The sequence below is a fragment of the uncultured Bacteroides sp. genome (assembly GCF_910578895.1).
Taxonomy (GTDB): Bacteria; Bacteroidota; Bacteroidia; order Bacteroidales; family Bacteroidaceae; genus Bacteroides.
Window position 1 is genome coordinate 115,035 of sequence record NZ_CAJTSC010000002.1, and the last position, 20,436, is coordinate 135,470.

At 48.0% G+C, this 20,436-nt stretch carries 12 protein-coding genes; 2 read left to right on the plus strand and 10 right to left on the minus strand.

Annotated features, from left to right (window positions below):
• Window positions 1-111: 111 nt before the first annotated feature.
• Window positions 112-810, plus strand: coding sequence for a hypothetical protein (locus tag QZ327_RS01250; RefSeq protein WP_294616447.1), 699 nt, complete (start codon window positions 112-114; stop codon window positions 808-810).
• Window positions 811-958: 148 nt separating this feature from the next.
• Here the strand turns inward: QZ327_RS01250 and QZ327_RS01255 are convergent, their stop codons facing one another.
• The 6 genes from QZ327_RS01255 to QZ327_RS01280 all read right to left on the minus strand — a co-directional run bounded on the left by QZ327_RS01255 (window position 959) and on the right by QZ327_RS01280 (window position 8,991).
• Entirely contained in the window at window positions 959-1,660 is a 702-nt protein-coding gene (locus QZ327_RS01255; RefSeq protein WP_294616448.1) for a hypothetical protein, read from the minus strand.
• A gap of 141 nt (window positions 1,661-1,801) precedes the next feature.
• Window positions 1,802-2,473 (minus strand): hypothetical protein, encoded by a 672-nt coding sequence (locus QZ327_RS01260; RefSeq protein ID WP_294616449.1) that lies wholly within the window; start codon window positions 2,471-2,473, stop codon window positions 1,802-1,804.
• A 2-nt stretch (window positions 2,474-2,475) separates the two neighbouring features.
• Entirely contained in the window at window positions 2,476-4,197 is a 1,722-nt protein-coding gene (locus QZ327_RS01265; RefSeq protein ID WP_294616450.1) for a hypothetical protein, read from the minus strand.
• 4 nt (window positions 4,198-4,201) lie between these two features.
• A complete protein-coding gene (locus QZ327_RS01270) occupies window positions 4,202-4,498 on the minus strand; it encodes a hypothetical protein (RefSeq protein WP_294616451.1) in 297 nt (98 codons plus the stop codon).
• A 14-nt stretch (window positions 4,499-4,512) separates the two neighbouring features.
• Window positions 4,513-8,412, minus strand: coding sequence for a phage tail protein (locus QZ327_RS01275; RefSeq protein ID WP_294616452.1), 3,900 nt, complete (start codon window positions 8,410-8,412; stop codon window positions 4,513-4,515).
• Window positions 8,413-8,523: 111 nt separating this feature from the next.
• A complete protein-coding gene (locus QZ327_RS01280) occupies window positions 8,524-8,991 on the minus strand; it encodes a hypothetical protein (RefSeq protein WP_294616454.1) in 468 nt (155 codons plus the stop codon).
• Window positions 8,992-9,524: 533 nt separating this feature from the next.
• Here QZ327_RS01280 and QZ327_RS01285 point away from each other — a divergent pair.
• Entirely contained in the window at window positions 9,525-10,301 is a 777-nt protein-coding gene (locus QZ327_RS01285; protein ID WP_294616456.1) for a S24 family peptidase, read from the plus strand.
• A gap of 14 nt (window positions 10,302-10,315) precedes the next feature.
• Here the strand turns inward: QZ327_RS01285 and QZ327_RS01290 are convergent, their stop codons facing one another.
• From QZ327_RS01290 to QZ327_RS01305, 4 genes are all read right to left on the minus strand, one after another.
• Window positions 10,316-13,195: a sugar-binding domain-containing protein gene (locus QZ327_RS01290; protein ID WP_294616457.1), complete on the minus strand. Its 2,880-nt coding sequence runs from the start codon at window positions 13,193-13,195 to the stop codon at window positions 10,316-10,318.
• Between the two features lie 42 nt (window positions 13,196-13,237).
• Window positions 13,238-16,525 (minus strand): DUF4450 domain-containing protein, encoded by a 3,288-nt coding sequence (locus QZ327_RS01295; RefSeq protein WP_294616459.1) that lies wholly within the window; start codon window positions 16,523-16,525, stop codon window positions 13,238-13,240.
• A 197-nt stretch (window positions 16,526-16,722) separates the two neighbouring features.
• Entirely contained in the window at window positions 16,723-18,870 is a 2,148-nt protein-coding gene (locus QZ327_RS01300; RefSeq protein ID WP_294616461.1) for a hypothetical protein, read from the minus strand.
• Between the two features lie 129 nt (window positions 18,871-18,999).
• A complete protein-coding gene (locus QZ327_RS01305) occupies window positions 19,000-20,385 on the minus strand; it encodes a pectate lyase (protein ID WP_294616492.1) in 1,386 nt (461 codons plus the stop codon).
• Between the last annotated feature and the right edge of the window lie 51 nt (window positions 20,386-20,436).

Genomic DNA, 20,436 nt, shown 5'->3' on the forward strand with positions numbered 1-20,436 from the left:
TTGGTTAGTAAATAAATTATCTTCTGTTTGCAAACGATAGATTTTATAGTACCTTTGCAAAGGACATTAAACACATCGTTTATCTTTCACTTCAAAAGTTTTTCTTATAATATGAAAAGGACATTAATCTGCATAGCATTATCATTCGTATGCGCTCTCGCTTTCAGTCAAGAAAGAATCAATAAACCCAAAGACTATATCCTATTTGAGAAAACCACAAAAGCGCTAAAAAAAGTCATCGGATATTGCGGTGTTGGCGGAGAATGGGAAAGTAGGAAAAATTACATATATAATGCCCAACTTGGAGATACCCAAAAGTTCAATAAACTAACGATTAAAACAACAACATACAATGATACATTATATTATGTTTTAATCAGGAATTATACAGGCTCCTTATCGACAGACTACGTTAGAAAGGTAGGAGACGTATATAAATATTCTGCCGGCGGGCATAGTTACAATAGCGATATATTATACTTCTTCACAGCCAATGAGTTTGAGCAAATATTTCACCTGAATAAACAAGCGAAAACCATTTATTCGTTCAAGACACACATACAATACGCTGATTTTAGGGATAGGTCCACTTTATACAAAACTTCAGGCTATACACTTCGAAGCGCAGACAAAAACGAAAAGTTCGATTTCATGCAAATCAGAATTGCAGATGACGGAAAAATGGTACGATTCCTATTGCCACATCACAAAGACCAAACATGGAAAATAGTGAAAGATTGGTTTCCATATTGTTATTTCGAAATGCCCCTTAAAAGTTTTAACAAATGGTTAGAACCGGTCCAACCGTAATGCAGACAAACAAGCCAGAGCACTAAACTCTGGCTTGTTTGCGCGTTGTAAAGTTCTACTTTAGCATCGTAAAGTGTTACATTGTGAACGCAAAGTTCAACTTTCTGTAAAAGTACCACCACAATATAAAAATGAAGTAAAAACTCCCCTAACCGCTAATCATTTCCCTTATCAAATCCCGATTTGCCGGATCGTCCGCATTAATTACCGGTCCGAAGCCCATGCCCAACTGTTTGCGTTCGTCATCAGTGAGATAAACCGTAGTAATGGCATCGGCAAACAGCATGTTCAGATTGACATAACTGATGCCCCAAAGAACATAGTCCATAGTCCAACCATAACGCTGGCAGGCAAAGTCAATCAGAAGCCCATAGATGCTCTTACCGCCAAAAGTGATGCCGTTGCTTTCTCCTTTGACTCTGCCGAGGCGTTCCCTGAGTTCTTTTTCCCGGTCTATGCTGAAATATCTTATAAACTCTTCCGTTTTGTCGTTCATAAGAATAACTGACAGCAGCGTTGCCATTTCTTCGGTTGTCAGTCTATCCTTAAACATATCCGCCCTTTGAAAGACTTTCTCGGTATTCATGATGCTTCCCTTGTCGCCGAACGTAGAATAAGCTATAATCCGGCAAACAATATCCGGACTTGCCCGGCTAATCCGCATCGCCTCCGCCAAAGGGTTTATTGCCAACAGCCGGGCATCCAAATCCAAGCCGAGATAGAGATTTTTCAGTATCTGAGCCTTACCCAAAGTGGGCGGATAAATGCCGTATCTTCGTTTTCCGACACCAAACCACACCGGTTTTTCAATAATGGCATCGGAGAGTTCCATTTCAATTTGCTTGTCCATTGTTGTTTGTCATTTAGATTAAGAGCCTGTTTAAATTTTCTTCAAAAAGTTTTTTCTTCAGCTTCTTTTGAGTTTCTTTTCGGTCTGTTTTCCTCTTTTTATTCGTCACATTTTAAACAGGCTCTAAACGCCTCAATATCATCAATAGCCGAGGCTGTATATGTAAGTATCATCATGCTGCGGAGCAATAGAACCATCTATTATTATATCACTACCCGGTCTATCATACCTACCTTCGGTCTCGCCTTTGCGTATATTCAGATTGTCATACCAGATATCACCACTGCCGTCAGGATTATCCCATGTCGTTATCTCAAGCCCGATTAAAATATCCGATGCCACCGGCTTATCGCTAACAGCATAGACATTGTCTCCACCCGCCCAGGCTCTAATTCTACATACGGGAACATGCCCTTGTACAAAATCCAGGCTCAGCACCTTGCCGCTATCGGCCTGGACCAAATCAATCCTTGTGGCAATAGGACCATCGGTATAATTATACTCCCACCTAATCGTAACCCAGTCTCCTTTTATTTCAGAATAAAAGATACTGTTTTTTGCAACGGTAAATCCTAACGGTTCTTCTTTAACAAATACCCCATTGATGTAGGTTTTTCGATAGGAAGTTACCTTGAAATCGTCATGACCGGGAATGGCGACAGCTTCGATTGCATTCCGGCTGGCCGCAAACTCATATTCATACGAAATGACATCCGGTCTTTTCCATATCAAAGCAGGTCCCTTGCGTATCTCACGGACAGTTGCAAGTCCAAGATACGCATCGCTCGTTGTATTCTGGCTTATCGGTTCCATAGTTATGCAGGAATTATATACAGTGTGTTATGGTCTTTGGAAGGCAGGGCATCGTATTCCGCTTTAGACAGCTCGATTATCCTTGATACGGACGATCCGCCTACCAAATTGGTGGTGGAACGCATCAGCCTTGCCCTGCCATTGGTAAGGTATATGCCATACTCAATATACAGGTATCTATTATCCTTGACCCTGATGACCGCCACGTTGATGACAAAATTATTGTCGTCCGTATATCTGCTTCGGTTCGATACCGCCGTATTCGAAGGCAGGCTTTCGTCCGAGTTTTTCAGTATCACCACGCTGTTTCTGTCGGCAGCTTGCCTGGCGGCTCTTCTGAAGTTGTCCACTCCCCGCCAGGCAGCCAGCAACTCTTCCGAAGATATGGAGTCATTGGCCCCATATACCTCGGCAGGAATAATGACTACCGGAGCCGTCCTGTAAATAACGGCAGGCGCTTCAACCGTAGGCGATACGGATTGCTGGCCATTGGAATAAGTAGTTGTGTGCAGCACAGGAATAACATTGTGCGAGGTATAGAAAAAGTACCTGCCACCGCCACGGACATATACATACTCATCCGAATGGTTCGTCAGTTGCCCCATTCCTCTTACCGGATCGACATCGGCAAAACCGTAATCAGACACTAATATATCCCGATTCACGGAAGATGAACCCCAACCGGAGCCGTTGACTTCCCATATTTTCCTTACGGAGAACCCTTGCTCATGCGTACTCCAACTTGGCACCGACCGGCTGTTCAGCCCTACCGTCACCTCTATCCTGACGGTATGTTCGTTGCCAAGACGCATCACTACCGGATACCAGGTATTCCCGTCAAGACCGGTTGCATCAATCGTTGTCAAAGACATCGTATATCCGGCGCTCCTGCCATTGTCTACAGCTGCCACCGCTGCCGCTTCCGCATATTTCTTCGTAGCAGGATGATAGTCGGCAGTAGGTGTATAAGCAGTTGTATTGGTCTTGGTAAGAACATCGGAATTTTCGATAATCTGCCCTTGATCCACCCAACCACCATTAACCCACACATAGTAATTATAAGGCACTTTCGTACCTACAGCCATGAAACCGTCAACATCCGAACCATCGGGAATGGCAGCCTGCAAGGCTTCGAGGGTTTCGTATGCGCCTGCTATACGTAACGGGCTGCCCGGTTCGCCCTTACAATAGACATCTGTCTTGTCATACACCTTGGTCGTTTTATTCCACTTATAGGCGTAGTGATCTTTTCCGATATAGGTGGGATGGTTTGCAGTGTCAGCAGCATTATCGGCAGCTTCCTGTGCCGTTTGTGCTTTTTCATCCGCATTGCCTGCCGACCGGTTCGCATCCGTGGTCGCCTGATTGGCAGAGGCAGTAGCAGCATTAGCAGCCTCAGCGGCAACAGTGGCATTGCGCACCGCTTCTTCTACCCTATCGGCAGCATAGTTGACTTTCTGTGCCGCTTCATTGGCGGCACCTGCTTTTTCGTCCGCATTGGCGGCCGCCGCATTCGCTTTGCCTGCGGCTTCCAAAGCAGGAGCTGCAAGCAGCGTGAGGGGTGCCTTTACTATTTCGGGCATACCCTGGTTTCCGACCGACTGATATGCAGGTAACGATGTGATGCCGTCCAGCTTTTCCGCATCCGGCACATCGCATACGCCTTGCGATTCCACCTGCAAGCGCGCTTTTAATTCCTGAAAATCTTGTTCTGTATATGCCATAATGTTATTCTTGTCTATAGGTTGTTTCTTCCGGTTTGATTTCAACGGCACGGTTGATTGCATCGATAAAGAAAGGTTTGCAAAAAGCATTGGCATGCTCCTTTATCAAGTTTACTTCTTCATCGGTATATTCCGTATTCTCATCGGAGTTGTATATTTTCAAGGCAAGCGCATGAAGCGCGATACCATTGCCGTTCTGGTATAATACATTCGCAAAACTTTCACGGCAATCTTTATTTTCGCAATATTTGCGAGCCACATCTGCAGCAATCAGTAACTGTTTAAAATTTATATTCTTCATTAGTTTTATTTTTATTACCAACGTCCAAAATGATTTGCCAACCAGACATTGTTCACCACATCATATATAAAAGTTCCCATATATCCACCGGGAATATGTACGTTAGTATTTCCAGAGGTAGGATATCCCAAAGGACTTATCTTACCATGTACAAAGACATCCCCATCCGAATGGTTTCTTATAAAATACATTTGTCCGTCTTCAACCGCCCCCGTAGGAAGAGTTAACGTTATCCCTTTCCTTATTGTAAGTATAATACTATCCATAAGACCAAGAGTTGTACTTGTTGTTATTCTCCTTGTCCTTAAACGAAACCCACATATTCCCCCCTTTTCTATGTATAACGCATGATTTCCAGTTATGATAATATCATCATCGCTCTTAGCGCCTTCCACAGAGAGTACCAAGCAAGTATTAATGAAAGAATCATAAATCGATGCATTCCTTTTTACATTAATATGCAAAGGTGCTATAAGATGTCCGCCCGAAGAACTTGGTATAGTATTCGCACCGATACATGTAGATACATATTCATTAGTAAAACGGATCAAAGAAGGAGACAGCAGCATCTTATCATTTTCGGATGTAGCTACAAGCCGTGAATCCTCTATTTTAAATCCACCGACATTTCCATTACCTGCCTTAACCGTACCCGAAAAAGTACCATCAATGGCATTTATGTTCTTTAATGTCAAATTACCTTTCTCATCTACAATAAAATTTCCATTTATGATAGTTTTTCCAACAAAGTTTATTTTATGGGCTTCTATATTTACGGACTCTGCCGTCTGATTAATAACTGATACAATATTTTCTCCATTCTCCATATCTTTACAGGCCCATAGTGCATTTCCTTCAGACGTTGTAATCCACCCACTACTTGCTTCTTCAAGTTCGGTTGTCCTTTTAACAACCGCTTCAATGCTTTCATCAGTCTGTTTCAAAGCAGTCTCGAACTTCGTTACCATATCCTCAAAAGCATTATCCGTCAATGCCAATGAGTGAATGTACATATCACCCGTAAAGTTCAATTCGAAATCGCCCGTTCCGTCCCATGTACCGGAATACTCTTTCATTGCGTACTCCTCATTTGGTTCAAGACGTTCGGTGAAGTATAAATTCTGCCTCGGGAAACCGATTGCAAGCATTCCGGCAGTAGAAACTTTATACCGGAAAGATATAAAGAACTTTCCCTGTTTGTCTTTTTCCCCGTATGCAGGTTTGTTTGCCAAATCCGCATTCAGTTGTTTAATACCTGTATCAATGATACGCAACACATTACGATTGTCATAGCGCACAATAGCTGCCATAGCATCCTTACGGGAATAGAAATTGTCATTGAAGCGCAAGAACATCCCGTTCAGCGTGAAAAAACGTATGTTACCGGTTGTTTCCCAACCATCCGTATTGGACGCAAAGGCAGCGTTAGCCAGATAATTATCCTTCGCCTGCACTTCATCGCGCACTGAAGAGACTGCCGAATACACCAAGTTCTCCAATAACCGGAACTGAGTCAGAATATCCGTTCCGGTCTTCAAAACGAAGTCCCCCCGGAATTTGTTACCTTTCGGACCGATAGCGGTAACCTCTTTACCAACCAACGAGTACGAGTCTACCTCGGCATACTGTTTGATGTTGGGCGCATCCATCCCCACAGTCGAAAGAATAATGACGTGCTGACGTGCGGGATTGGTCTTGTTACCAACTGTCACAATCGTATCGCCCACCGCCGGAGGCATGCTTCCTGCATCGCAATCGCTACCGGAAAGTTCGATATAATCCTCGCCAATGCCTACCACCCTACGCCAATAATATTGATTCTTCACACCCTGATGCGCGCCCTCCTTGATATTGAATTCCCGGCTTTGTACCAAATCATCCACGGCAAACTCATTAACTACCGTCTTCTCTCCGTCAGCCGACTTAAAATAGCAGCGATATACATCATCTTCGTCACGATATTCAACTTTCGCACAAACCATACCGGCAGGTGAAAGGACAATTTGTCCGCCGACGTGCGATGTATGCTTTATTTCCAAAGTATCGAAATAAGCCTTCAAACGGACATATAGTTCATCTACCTCAAGATAAGACTTACCGGTTTTCCGGTCAGTTTTAAGAAGATGCCCGCTACCGAAAGCCCCGGACGTATAATCTTGCGACCGGACATCATCGGTCACCAAACCTCCCAAAAACTTGACGAGATAGCTGGTCACATCCGGTTTCACTTTACTGATGCTCTCCTTTATGGAACGTAATGCAGAGAAAACATTCCTGTTTGTTGCCGGTGTACTGTCATTAGTCCCTACGACATAAACACCTTTTCCCTTATCTTCCGTAGAATTTTGTTTAGCAACAAGAGAGTCTATCTTGCCTTCCATCTCTCCGATGCGGGAATAGGAAGCCGTTTCGCCCACTGTATATACCGGTGAATCGTAGGGCATGTCAAGATTATACTCAAATCCGATGATACGGGACACCCTGCTGCCGGTATCAAAATAAGCCGAACTGAAGAGCCTGACTTTATCACCAAGTTCCAATAACCGTAAAGAACCATCCTCGGCAACCATCCGGTCCGAATTCATCTTGACTGTATAAGTGGAGGGATCCACCTTCATTTTCGCCACATACTGCTCGGCTTTTTGCTTCAATTCGATTTCGGCATCAGCAAGCATGGAACCGGAAATAAATTTCGTATCAAAACCCGAAAGTACATAGGTATCCCCTTCTTTGGGTGCAAACACATTGTCGGGCAACGGACGACCGCACTCCTCATTCCGGCATATCTCCCAGACCTGAGCGGCAGGATTCAAGGAACCGTCCGGCAATCTGTCCGGTACAGGTGTCTCACCACCCTCTTTGTCACAAGGATTGAAAATGACAGAAAATTCCATTCCGTTCAGCGCACCGGATTGGAAAATTATTTTCAGCTCTTGCCCCGGTAAAACATATTTCTCTGAAAATGCAATGCCCGGATCTCTGAAACGATAAGCATTCCACTTGGTAAAGACAGGCTCTTTGCCCTCTTCCTCCGTCTTATCGGTATATTCATGAAGAGTTATGCCGGACATCGTGCCTGTCCGGCGCGGATAGATGTCTTCAAACACTACCACATCTTCAATGGCTTCCTCCATACTCATATTGGGATAGGCATCGATACAGGGAGTATCAACCGGAAGCATCAACCGTTTTTGTACTATCCCATTAACGATTGTGTTTTCATCGACAGGACGATAGTCCGCCGGCAAATTCCTTGTCGAACCAAAAGCATAAATACGGGTGGCATAGCTGTTTTGGCTCTCCGACCGTGTCATCTCATTGACATTATCCCCTAACTTAAGATCAACCGGCGTACCATACTCACAGCGTCCGAAATGAATAATATTGTCCGTCACCCACCATTCACACTCCCATACTTCCGCCATCTGCGACAAGGCGTCAATCATGTTCGTGTTACTATAACTCATTAATTTGGCAGAACTATCTACCGTTGGCTCTATGACATATTCAAAAGGAGTTCCTCTATATGTATATCCCAAATTTTCCAAATTCCGGAGAAACACATCCATCTGAGTCGCCAAAGAAGCCGTAAGATTCCACGCTGCTTCTTGCCCTCCCGCTTCCGGAATAAACTTGAACACCTTGTTTCTCCACTTCCAATAATAAGCATCCAGGCGAAGTTCGTAATCATATCCTCCTGTCTCTCCATTATATGAGGGTTTGCAGAGTTCCATCAGTTCGAATAAACCAAATGTACAGTCTACATTATCACCTAATTTGAAATTGAGAGGAGTATCAAGCGAAAATTTCAAAGTTATGCAGTCTTCCTTCATCAACATGAATTTCCGTTTGCCGCCCTTGTTTATCGGAGTGGAAAAACGAATGTTACCGTTTGTATCTTTAATATCTATCATTCTGTTTTATTATTTGGTTTACTGATTTGTACGAACTTTTGATATTAAAATTGCATGGAGTACCGGACAAAGGCACTCCATGCAATCCTGAAAACAATCTTGAACGCCGTATCAATCTTCGGAAGAGGCAGGAGCCATATACGGTTTTACCTGATTACCTTCTGCCGGCTTCAATACATCGAAAGTGTATTTCCACTTTTTCCCCTCAGCCGTATCGAAGGTCTCTTCAACCGATACCGTAGCCTTGTCAATAAGAATACCTTCCACCGTAGCATCTTCGGGAGTAAGACGTACTGCATACTCTCCTTCAACCACTCCGTCGGCATCTTCGATAGGTTTCACACGACCTTTAGCTGCACGGACTTCAAACTCGAACACATAAGTGTTCTTTGCATATTTCACTGCTTCATTCTCACCACCTTCAACCTTGGCCTCTTTCTTTTCACCCTTGGTAGGTGTCAGTTTGGTTGAATTTTCCACCGGATCAAAAGCCAATTTTGTCCAAGTAGTAGGTGCGGCACCGTTTGCGCCGCATTTGCCAAATTCAATTGTGGGTTTTCCCCAAGATAATTGTGCCATAATTCTAAATGTTTAAAAGTTAATTATAAATTGTTTTTAAAGCCGTCTGTCCTCATTGTACACCTAAGAACAGAACGATTATAAATACCGGGAACAGTACAGACGCCCAACCTGTATGCTTACTGCTTAAGGACGTTTCTTTGCGGTGTTTCCGGTCAAGTGTCATTCATTATACAATAGGCAAGCCCCGACTTGCCTATTTATATTCATTCACATTGTCAGCCATTCTCATAATCCGTATGGCAATGAGAGACTTTCACATCATTTCAAAGAACTTTTTTTGTTTTTTATCCTCAATCGGTTACCTTTGTAATTGATTGACGATGCAAATATACTAACTTTATCAGTATAAACAATGAAATATACTAAAATAGTTAGTATATTTGCAACGTTTAACGATAACATCAACATATACCTTATTATAATATTAGAAAATGATTTTGCAAAGAATAGAATGTATACACAACATATATACGATATTCGGGAGAGAAAAATATACTAATTTTTGCAGTACAAATTAAACTTATATAGTCATGATACTAAAAAATGAGTTAGAAAAGGCAAAGGAACAAATAGTCCAAGAAAGGCTTGCCAGGCTCAACAAAGCCGTTTCATACCTGACTTCCAAAGAGAAAGTTTCTCAAACATCCACTCAGAAGGATATTGCAAGAATTATGGGCTATAACAACAGCACTAACGTAAACTATGCCTTTAAAGGCAACGTAAGGTATCTGACAGAGGGATTTCTAAAAAGATTCAATAATGCTTTCGGAGAGATATTCTCCGAAGAATGGCTATCCAACGGCGAAGGTAAAATGCTCAAGGATCCGGCACTTGCACATAATGAGGCTGTTCCGATTATGCAGGATGTGGTATATGTACCTCTCGTCAACCAATATGCGTATGCCGGATATTTAGATGGATATAATGATACTACTTATATGGAGCAACTACCTCAGATTCCGTTCATGGTAGACCGGGAAGGTCATGGAAATTACATCGCATTCGAAGTAAAAGGAGACAGCATGAATGACGGAACAGAAGAAAGTTATTTGGAAGGAGACAGGCTGTATTGCCGGGAAATCGCACCTTATCTTTGGGCTACTTCAAAATTACACCTGCGTAAATGGGATTTTGTCATTGTACATAGCGATGGAATAATTGTAAAACGGATTATCGACCATGATGTGGAAAACCACACGATTACCATACACTCGTTGAACGACATGTATCCGGATAAAGTGCTTGACTTGTGCCAAGTAAGGCAGATATTCAATGTGATAGAATCAGTCAGACCACGCAGAAGATAATAAATAAGCGATTCTCAATTCTGTTTGGTTTTCAGTTCATCCGGCGCATCCTTGGCATACGACTTTACATCCCCTGCCACTTTTGTAAACAATGCCTGTACCTGTTCAAGGGAAACATTGGCAGCAGGGCGGAAATCGTCGGAATTCATATAGTCTAAGATAGCTTTACGCATCTGGCGGGCAACGACACGTTTTTCCGGTTGCGTGGTGACGTCCATACTTGTCATCATCAACTTTCCATTCAATACGTTCGCTTCGAACAGTACCCCTATCTTGCGACTGATGAACCAAGTGTCTATACTTTGGACTATCGGTTGGAAATCATCCGGGAAACCGGTGAACTGCATTACCTGCGCCCTGTTCAGCAACTCCCACCATTGCAAATTGCTATGATATTCGGTAGGAAACCTCTTGAAAAGCGGATGATGGTCATTCAGAAAAATACCGGTAGTATGCGGGGGACGCATTTTAAACCAGGATGTATTCCAAAACACAGGGGTAAAATGCTGTACCACCTCTTTCCCATAACTTACCTTACCGGCTGCCGTCACCAGTACGTTGCCGCCCTGTTTCAATACCGATACGGCTTTCGCATCCAATGTATCCGTCACATATACCTCACCTTCCTCCAACTCCGTACGCGCCGGATACACCCAAAAATCCCAGTCATTGACGGCACCCGTGTTCCCCATGCGTATTTCCAAGTTCAATTTCTGCGGAGTGTCAATGGCAGCCAACTTTAAATCCACACTGCCCAAAGAGAAAAGGTTTCCTATAGGAACGTCACCGATGCCGACTGTGCCGTGAGCATATACCTTTCCATAGTTGTCCCTGACCGTATAAACTGTTTTTACTTCCGGCAACGGTGCCGCCCCGAAATGAGCAACTTCTATGTCCGCATGAAAAGTTTCATCGTTGGTGTACACAAACTTGGGAATACGCGCCAACGGAACGGTAGGACTGCAAAAACGCCTGAACTTTTCCGCATCAATATAGCCTTTCTCCTCGAAAAACACATTAAGCACTCCCACCAATGCCGTTCCCTGACCGGAATAATCATTCAACGCCAATAATTGGAAACCTGCATAATCGGGTGTACGCAATGTTTTCTCTATCTCGTGCTTATAGCAAATCGCCTGCAACTTACCCGATGCCATCATAAAATCATGCGACAGCCCACCCATCGCATTATCTTCCAATATGTCCCGGAATATTTCAAAGTTCCGGGCTTTGTTCACTCCCGTATATTTGCGGATTTCATTAAAATCGGGGAAAGCACACCATTGCCCTGTTTCATGCGACACATAAGGTTGCCTTACCGTATCAATCTTAGCCCGATAGTCCGACATGCTTTCCGGTTGTCGGTCTGCCCAGGTCAGTCCGCGCGCACCTGCCTTCACATGATACTGGTTACGCGGTTGCCACTTCCAGCTTCCACCGACCGATGCTCCCGTATATACACGGCGGGCATCCTTCGCTTTCCAATAGTCTACGAACTTACTTACCCAATTCACCCAACGCCCGGAAGGCTCGTTTCCGCAGGCAAGCATGCAGTAGGAAGCATAATTACCGTATACCTTTGTCAGTGCAACGGTTTCATCCATAAGATATTTGTCGATAGGCTGTCCGTTGCCCAACTTCGGACCATGATTAGGCCAACTCGGTCCCTCGGGTTGCAGGTAAAAGCCCACAAGGTCGGCTGCTATAAAAGCGGCTTCGGGCGGGCAAAAAGAGTGGAAGCGCATGTGGTTCAATCCGTAACTGCGGCAGATACGGAACACCCGCTCCCAGGAAGCGACATCCATAGGAGCATATCCTGTATGCGGAAAGTCGCAATTCTCCACAGTACCCCTCAACATTGTCTTGCGCCCGTTTACATAAAACCATTTGCCGTCTATCGTAAATTCGCGCATGCCGAACTGCACTTGTCTCTCCTCAACTTGCTTCCCGCTCTTCAATGTTGCCGTCAGCCGGTAGAGAGCAGGAACAAATTCATCCCACGTCAGGAAACCCTCTCCCATCGGGAGTTCCATTTCAACCGGATTATCGCCTTTTCGTATGGCAACGGTCCGGCATACCGGAGCAACCTCATGATTGATATCCGTATTAAAGCTCTTTGCCGAAAGGACAATCTCTCCTTTGACAGCAGCAGAGGCACACACATTCATACGTACCACGGCTTTCTTCTCCGACAGGTCGGGATACACCTGAATATCCTCAAAGAACACTCTCGGCATGGCTTGCAGTTCTATCTTGCCGACAATGCCATTCCAATTGCCTTGTGTCTGGTCGGTAACGCTATGCGAATCGGGTCCTACATTAATCTCCTTTATCCGGTTATCCACGCGAATAGTCACCAAGCAGCTTTTCCCCGGTGCGACATACGGAGTAAGATCGTACACATGAGGCACGCAAAGACTGTTCCGCATGCCGGCTTCCTGCCTGTCAACCCACACGGTTGTCTCTATATGAGGGCGTTCCAGAAAGAGCACTACCCGTTCTCCTTTCCAATCGCCCGGCACCGTCACCCTCTTCTGATACCATGCCACGCCAACATAATGCTTGTCCGGCGTAAGGAAGAAAGGAAGTTTCACCTTGCCGTCTATACGGTACTTTTCCATATAAGGGTTGAAATAGTACGAACTGTCGTAAAGGCTTCCCGTCCATTTGGTACGGACTGTCACATCATCCCCTTTCAGTTTTTCGGGCATGGACCCGGGCAGGCTTATCCGGTCGTTCAAAGTCCGGTCGAACCACTCCTCACGTACACCCTTATCTTCACGGTCCATCTGAAAAGCCCATTCACCGGACAGGCTGATTGAACGGTTTTGCCCCGCCGCTACGGCAAACGAACCGGCAAAGACAATAAGTAAACTTGCTATGATATGTTTCATAAAAAAACTATTCTCCTAAAATCTTTTATTTAAACTCCTCCCTCATCGTTGCAGCGTAACCCCCATTATCCCTATCACTACCTCATTGGACAATGTTTCAAGCACCAGGTGCGAAAGTTTTTTGCGGGCATCGAGCGGCATTTCCAGCAATATGGCGGCACCGCCGTCCACTTCGCGGGACACTCCGGCAAAACCGAGTTCCTTGCCGAAATCATTGCTCAACTCGCCCGTTTTCAGACGCAGGCGATAGAGGGAGGGGGCATGACGGTTGAAGGCATTTCCATCCTCAAAGAATATCTGCTCGACAGGTGCCCAGTTGTCCGGATTCACCAACGGCAAAACATCGCAGGTGCCGTCTTTGTAATATACACGGACAATGCCGTTGTCTATATGGCACTGCATGTGGTTGGTACTGCCTGCCATCAGCAGATAGGCACGGGACGCCTTTCCCTTCAGAGGTATCCGCAGGCTATCCGGATAATTATCCCAAAGAGAGGTGAAAGCGATGTTATATCCCTCGGCGGGAGTACGGAAAGGTATGCCGAGTTTGGTCTCTAACAGTCCGTTGCGCACAGCGGCACGCAAGCCCGTGTCATCAATGACGGCGCTCTTCAGCGGATGACACCACTCGCCTATGCCCTGTTTGGGCAACTGCAATGTGGTATATGGGGAACGTGGAGACAGGTACTCATTGCGGAAAATATCCGTTACATTTGCATTGAACACCTTCCGCATATCGACAGGCATACACCTGGCGGCATCTACCGCCTTGAAGTCGCCTGCCGGGACGGACTTCTTGCCGTCATCGGGCAACGGTTGTTCCACCGATGCCCACCACTTCATCTGTCCCTGTTCCATGGCAACAAAACAGACAGGACCCGCCTTACGAATGCGTGCGGCAGGGTAAGCGTCAACAGCAACCGGGACAGCCAACAATTCCCCTTCCCAATTGATGTTGATTACCACCTCCTTGCCGGAAGCAGCGGGAACGGAAACGGAAAGCATAGGCTTGCCAACCGAATTTTCCACAAGCCGCCACGCGGCAGGCTGTCCGTTCACCGTCAGACGGGCTACAGCGGAACGGCGGGCAGGGAATTGCAGTTCCAAATTCCGCACGGCGGGCAGACGGTGCGTAACGGTATAGAGCGAGCAATCGCGGGCAGAATACTTGCCGCCTGCCGCCTCGCCAGCCTTGAAATCGAAGTCGATGTCCGGCGTATGCAGCGAAGCATATTCCCACGCTTCGGGAAAACCGGGTTTTATCAACAGGCGGTGGTTCAAGGCATCGGGCAATATGCCGTATAGCCCCTGTACCAATGCACGGGAAGCCACTCCGATAGGGTCGCCGAAGTCACGGTAACATTCGCCGCGGGCGGCATCGTAGAAACTGATCTGACCGAAATTGCCCGGGCTTTCGCCCAAGTACATGCCATCCAGCACAGAACTTTTCAGCAACTTGAAGCCCGCCTCCCTGCGTCCCGCCTGAAAATAGGCAAGCGCCGTGTGCATCACCTCGGCAAAGGCTACATTGTTGATACTCCACGAATAGGGCATCCAGTCGGTAGTAGCCACCGTGGCATACGCTCCGGCATTAATGGCAGCACCCGCCTCCTGCAACCGCTTTTGCCAACAGGTATAGGAAGCCGCATTGACCGGCAAGGCGGCAGCACCGGCGGCAATCACCTCATCCGAAGTAACGACGGGGATATGAGGAATTTCACGGTCCACATAACTTGTGGCAAGGTACGCCTGGAACGGGTCTGCCACATCACTGTCAAGGGCATGATAAATAGTCCATACGGCGGCATGTTCATGCAGGCGGCGATGTCCCATGAAGTCTTGGAACTCCGCCCAATGTCCCTTCTCCGGCATCCAGAGACGGGCGTTGAGTGCTTTCAGTATCTTGTCGGCTTCTTCTTGATAGGGCGTAGGATCTTCACCGATTTTCCCGGCAATCAGCGCCGCCAGCCTGTTGCCGCGATAGTTATAGGCAGAACTGTGCGTTACGGCTCCACTGTTATAGTACAACGCATCGCTTGCCCAGATACAGGCGTAGGCATCGTAAAGCCCGTCGTTATCGGGGTCGAAATTACGCTTTTCCCAAGCAAGGTGCAGCGTCAGCAACGGCCACATACGGCGGGCATACTCAAGGTCGCCCGTCCAGTTGAAATGCCACAGCAGTTCGTCGATGTAGCAGAGGTTCATGTCATAATGGTGCATCTGGTTGTTGCGGCGGGGATTGCGGCAGATGTATCCGTTGCTGTAGTGCGGCGTTCCCCACACCTTTGCCGAACGTGCCAGCGCCAGGGCGGAGTCTTGTGCCGGATGCGGGATTGTATCGGGCACCCCGGTCACCTGGCTGGCGGCATAGTTGTCGAAATGGGTACGTGCGCGGTCGTGCCAGCCCAGCACATCGCCCACGTATGCGGCACGCCAGCCGCTCAACGGCATGCGCCAGCCGATGGCACCGTGCATCCAGACGCCCTCTTCCCCCCAAATGCCATCGGCGGCAACGGCAAGCGCGCCGCCCAGCGTATTGAAATAAGGATCGGGCGTAGTGATTTTGACGCGTCCAGCAAGTTCGCGGCAAGCGTCCCGAAGGGCGGAATACCGTACACTGCCATCTGCCGTTTCCTTCAGTTCATTGCGGGAGATACTGATGTACAGACACCCATCGGAAGGGAAACTGCATTTCAGCGTTTGCAATACCGTGCCGTCTTCCGCAGGTTCAAAACATCCCGGCGGGTCTGCCCCCATATCTCCGTTGCGCGAAAGCCTTTTCAGGCGGATAGGCGCGTTCAATGCTTCCAGTTCGCAACCGGCAGGCAAATTGCCCGAAAACTCCCACATCGCCGTCTCCTCCGTAAGGCTTGCCAATACGGAGACTTGCAACGTACAGTCCTCGCCCCACGCCTTGTCTTTCAACTGATAGACGCGGCTGCCGGGAGTGTAGCGCGCCTCGCACCAGCCGGTTTCTTCCAGCGGCGTCACCGTGCCGTCCGACAGATGCAGGCGGAAGCGGATATTACGGCTGTCGTTCTTGACGTAAGTGGCAAATATGGGGCGGTCGCTGGTCTCCAGGCGCCATGCCGTATGCCCGCCATAGAGAGCACGCGTGTAACGGTTCTTGCCGTTGACACAAACAAAATCCTCGCCCGAAGGCAGGTATTGCAACGCACGGGGAGTCCCTCGCTTATGGTCGTTGTAGGAGGTGGATTCTATCAGGTCGCCCGCTTTCTTCGACACATTCGAGGAAGAGGCATATTGCGCGCAGGCACCTAAAGGGACAAGAAAAGTAAAAATTATTGCTAAAATAAAGTTGCGGTTCATAGCGTCGATAATTTCAAAAAGTTGATGATAAAACCGAAACACATTCAGTATACGACTGAAAGGCATTCAGTCGTATACTGAATGTGTTTCGGTCGTATACTGAATCCTCCCCCTTCCACAGGCCGTTCCGGGAAGGGGGCATGATAAAAAAGCACGGCTTAACGTTTGGAGTAACATTTATATACATCCAATGCAGATTACGGCATCGGTTTCAAACCTTCCCAACGCACGTTCCATGTGCCGTCTTGCGGGAAGCCGGGGTTCTTCACCTCGCAGCCGTCCCAGCCGGCACACATCAACGCCACGGCTGTCAGCAACCCGCCGTTGCCCGGCAGGTAGCAACGCAAACGACCGTCCTGATAGTTGTGTCCGTTCAGCAAGTACGTATTGGTGCGCTTGTCCATCAGCAATGCGCCCACAGCCTTTTCGGGCTCGCCCAACCGGGTGGCATTCATGGCTGTCATCGGATAGTCCCAACCCCAGGTCTTGCCCCAGTTCCAGTTGTCCCACACCCAATGGAGCGTGTTCTTCATATAGTCGGCACGTATCAGTTTGTTCATGGGCAGGATGCCTACGGAACCGAGTACTGCCATGTGGTCGCTGGTAAAGCGGATGTCTTTATAAGTGTCCACCGCATCTTCGGCGGCAAGATAGAGACACTCTTCGTTATAGGCGAGCGGAGAGAGCTTGTCTATCAGTTCGTCCCACTCGAGATTGCGCTTTTCGCCGGCGCGTTCACGCCACTGTTGAGCCACGTTCATGGCATAGTGCCAATAAGATAGTTCGAACGGCGGGTTGATGGTGGTGGCGGCGCGCAGTGTCTCCTGTGCAGGAATGGCACCTTTCAGGATAAAGCGTCCGTGAAACTCGTCGTATGTGGCAAAGGAGTACATGAACTTGGCAGTCTCCTGCACCAGGCGGTTATATTTCCTGATAATCTCGTCCGAAGGGTTGGCACGATAAACGAGTTCTGCCAGATAAATGAAATGAGGTTGCTGCCAAATCAGGAAACTGCCCACGTTGGACGGGGATTCCGTGCCGCTGGGGTCGGTCATCTTCATCCAGCGTACTCCGTCGAAACCCTGGCGGCGGGCTATCTCGCGGGCAATAGGCTCTACCGTCTCGTACCAGCCGAGTGTGCGGTCCAGCAGTTCGGAGTGTCCCCAAAGTGCCAGCCAGGACTGGTGCCACCAAATCATTTCAAGGTGGGGCTTGCCGAACCATGAGTTGTAGGTCAACCCTGTCTCCTGCGGCGGCACGCTGCCTGCCGACTGGATGGCGAGCAGGTATTGGCTCAATACGACACGACGTTCCAGCTCTGCTGCGCGCGGGTCGGTGCAATGCGAGAAGTCTACGGCAGCACCGTTTTTCCAGAAGCCGTTCCAATATCCGTTGCCGGCAGCCAGCGTTTCGGCAAAGGCGGGCAGAACATCGGCTACGTATGAAGCGGGTTCGCCCTCGCCTACGGTTCCGGGAAAACCGGATGTGAACTTACAGGAAAAAGCAAGCGTGTCTTCTTCCGGTGTCAGCACGAAGTAGTTTGCCGATTTCTCCTTAAGGGATGCTTTTCCCTCCCAACGCAGAGACACGTAGTAGACCGTAGCATCGAGCGTACGCTTGAGAACGGCGCTTTGTGCATCTGCACAGACTATGCTTGTGGTATGTTTGTCGTTGGCATCCCAGTTGCAGGCATCATCGGCATGGGCGCCCGTGGGATACGGAAAGTGAAGCTTCACTCCCGCACGTGCCGGACTGGTGATGCTGGCGGAAACCATATCCATTTGCGGATGGCATACGGTCTGTACATCGAAAGCGTTGCCCTGCAATGTGAAATGGCTGTTGATAACCCCGTTCCACATATCCAGTGTCTGGGCAATGCCGGTGATATCGGCGGGGGTTACATCATCGCCCAGTTCCAGCCCCACAACACCCAAATGCAGGCGGTGAGGATTTACACGAAACCAGTTGGAGGCTTCTTTCTGCCGTCCGTCTTCCTTGAACTGGCAGGCGTACAGTTCCTTATGTCCGCGACCAAAGTCATATTCCTTCAAGTATTCTTCCGGCTTATATTGGTCGGGATTGTCAAAGCTATGCCAGCCCCATTGGCTCTGCGTGCCCAATGGCACACCTTTCCTATATAGTGCGGGGAAAGTCTGAAGACCGGTAGCATCTACCGTAAAGGCGAACTCGCCGTTACCGACCGAGAGCGATGCCAGCGAATCGAACGAAGATACCTGAGGATTGTTGCGGGCAACCAACGCCTCACGGTCTATCGGCGCCTGCTTTCCTTCCGAACCGCAAGCTGCCAAGACAAATGCCAATAGAGAATAAAATAGCTTTTTCATGGTATTTTTAGTATAAGTAATAAATCTCGTAGTTGTGAACGGAACAAAGATAGCGCTTCTCTGCCAAACGGTTTCTGTTCGGTTTGGCAGAAATGCTACGAAAAATGATTATCGGCATTTATATCAGCCTTACCTCAAAAGTCCGTTAAGATAAACCTCGACATTGGTATATGCCTTGTCCAGCGTATAAGCAGAGGCATCGGAAGCATCTTTCGGATTCAGTCCGTGCCGAATTTCCCAAGCATCCGGCATGCCGTCGGCATCACTGTCTGCCGGAGCTTTGCCGGCCTTCAAGGCAGGCCATCCGCCTACATCTGCCGGAGAATTGATAATGCCGTTTTTTCCGAACGTGCCTATCCCCTTTTCTACCTGGCGCAACACCTCTTTATCATAAGCATCACGCGAGAAGCTGCACCCCACATCTTTCAGAATGCGTTGGTAAGCCACCCCGGGGGTATCCTCGTCTATAGGCTCGTAGGGGAACGGCGCATCTACCAGGCAAGAAGCGGACTCCTCGCCCGGCGTGGGAACAGCCCCGGGAGCGATGCCGGAGTCGGGCGCGGCACTCTTCCGGTGGCGGATGTAACGCTTTCCTGCACGGTCGGTTACCGCACCTCGGTTGTTGCGCGTCACGGCATCATCGCCTTCCATTACATTGCCGGCTACATAATAACGCCCCGTACCATCCTCCGCCACATCAAGCAGGCGATGATGCTGCGAGGCAGGTCCCGGTTTATAATAGTTGTTTACCATATTTATCTCACCATGATGACCGCCGCCGTATGCGGTCTTGAAGCCCCAGTTGTACACCGCATTGTTACGATAGTCCACCCATTTCGTACCGTCTACCGAAGAGAACCGGGGATTACGGCTGGCGTGGTTTGCCAGCAGATTGTGGTGGAAAGTCGCTTTATAGCCGCCCCAAATACCTCCAAAACCATGGCTTCCTTTGGTATGTACGGACGTGTTCAGGCTGTGCGCCACCAGGCACCACTGCACCGTAAGGTTCTCCGTCTTATAAATGGAAAGGCATTCGTCAATGCTCCAACTGACGGACAAGTGATCGAGCACCACATTTTTCTGCCCGTAACGCCCGCCGCCCAATCCGTCGCTATCCAGTTTATGGCGGTCTCCCACCCGGACACGGATATAACGGACAATCACATTGCCGGCATTCACCACCAACGGGTAATCTTTCAAGCAAATGCCGTCTCCCGGAGCAGACTGCCCGGCAATGGTAATGCTGTCGTTGTTTATACGGAGCGGAGATTTCAACTCAATGGTACCGTCTACGGCAAAGACCACAATGCGGGGACCTTTCTGCTCCACCGCATCACGGAAGCTGCCCGCACCGCTGTCATTGAGGTTGGTAACCGTAAGAACACGACCGCCACGTCCGCCGGTGGTGTATTTGCCATAGCCTTCGGCGCCGGGGAAGGCAAGGGGTTGTGCTTTGCCACCAACAGATACAAGAAAAAAGCAAATGGCAAAAAAATGATTTATTATAACCTTCATCATCTTACTACATTTACCAGAAAAAGGCGAAGTGCCCAATCAGAAGCCTTC

Excerpts from the sequence above, each read along its gene's own strand:
- QZ327_RS01250 (WP_294616447.1), top strand. The coding sequence starts at position 112 with ATGAAAAGGACATTAATCTGCATAGCATTATCATTCGTATGCGCTCTC.
- QZ327_RS01255 (WP_294616448.1), bottom strand. The coding sequence starts at position 1,660 with ATGGACAAGCAAATTGAAATGGAACTCTCCGATGCCATTATTGAAAAA.
- QZ327_RS01260 (WP_294616449.1), bottom strand. The coding sequence starts at position 2,473 with ATGGAACCGATAAGCCAGAATACAACGAGCGATGCGTATCTTGGACTT.
- QZ327_RS01265 (WP_294616450.1), bottom strand. The coding sequence starts at position 4,197 with ATGGCATATACAGAACAAGATTTTCAGGAATTAAAAGCGCGCTTGCAG.
- QZ327_RS01270 (WP_294616451.1), bottom strand. The coding sequence starts at position 4,498 with ATGAAGAATATAAATTTTAAACAGTTACTGATTGCTGCAGATGTGGCT.
- QZ327_RS01275 (WP_294616452.1), bottom strand. The coding sequence starts at position 8,412 with ATGATAGATATTAAAGATACAAACGGTAACATTCGTTTTTCCACTCCG.
- QZ327_RS01280 (WP_294616454.1), bottom strand. The coding sequence starts at position 8,991 with ATGGCACAATTATCTTGGGGAAAACCCACAATTGAATTTGGCAAATGC.
- QZ327_RS01285 (WP_294616456.1), top strand. The coding sequence starts at position 9,525 with ATGATACTAAAAAATGAGTTAGAAAAGGCAAAGGAACAAATAGTCCAA.
- QZ327_RS01290 (WP_294616457.1), bottom strand. The coding sequence starts at position 13,195 with ATGAAACATATCATAGCAAGTTTACTTATTGTCTTTGCCGGTTCGTTT.
- QZ327_RS01295 (WP_294616459.1), bottom strand. The coding sequence starts at position 16,525 with ATGAACCGCAACTTTATTTTAGCAATAATTTTTACTTTTCTTGTCCCT.
- QZ327_RS01300 (WP_294616461.1), bottom strand. The coding sequence starts at position 18,870 with ATGAAAAAGCTATTTTATTCTCTATTGGCATTTGTCTTGGCAGCTTGC.
- QZ327_RS01305 (WP_294616492.1), bottom strand. The coding sequence starts at position 20,385 with ATGAAGGTTATAATAAATCATTTTTTTGCCATTTGCTTTTTTCTTGTA.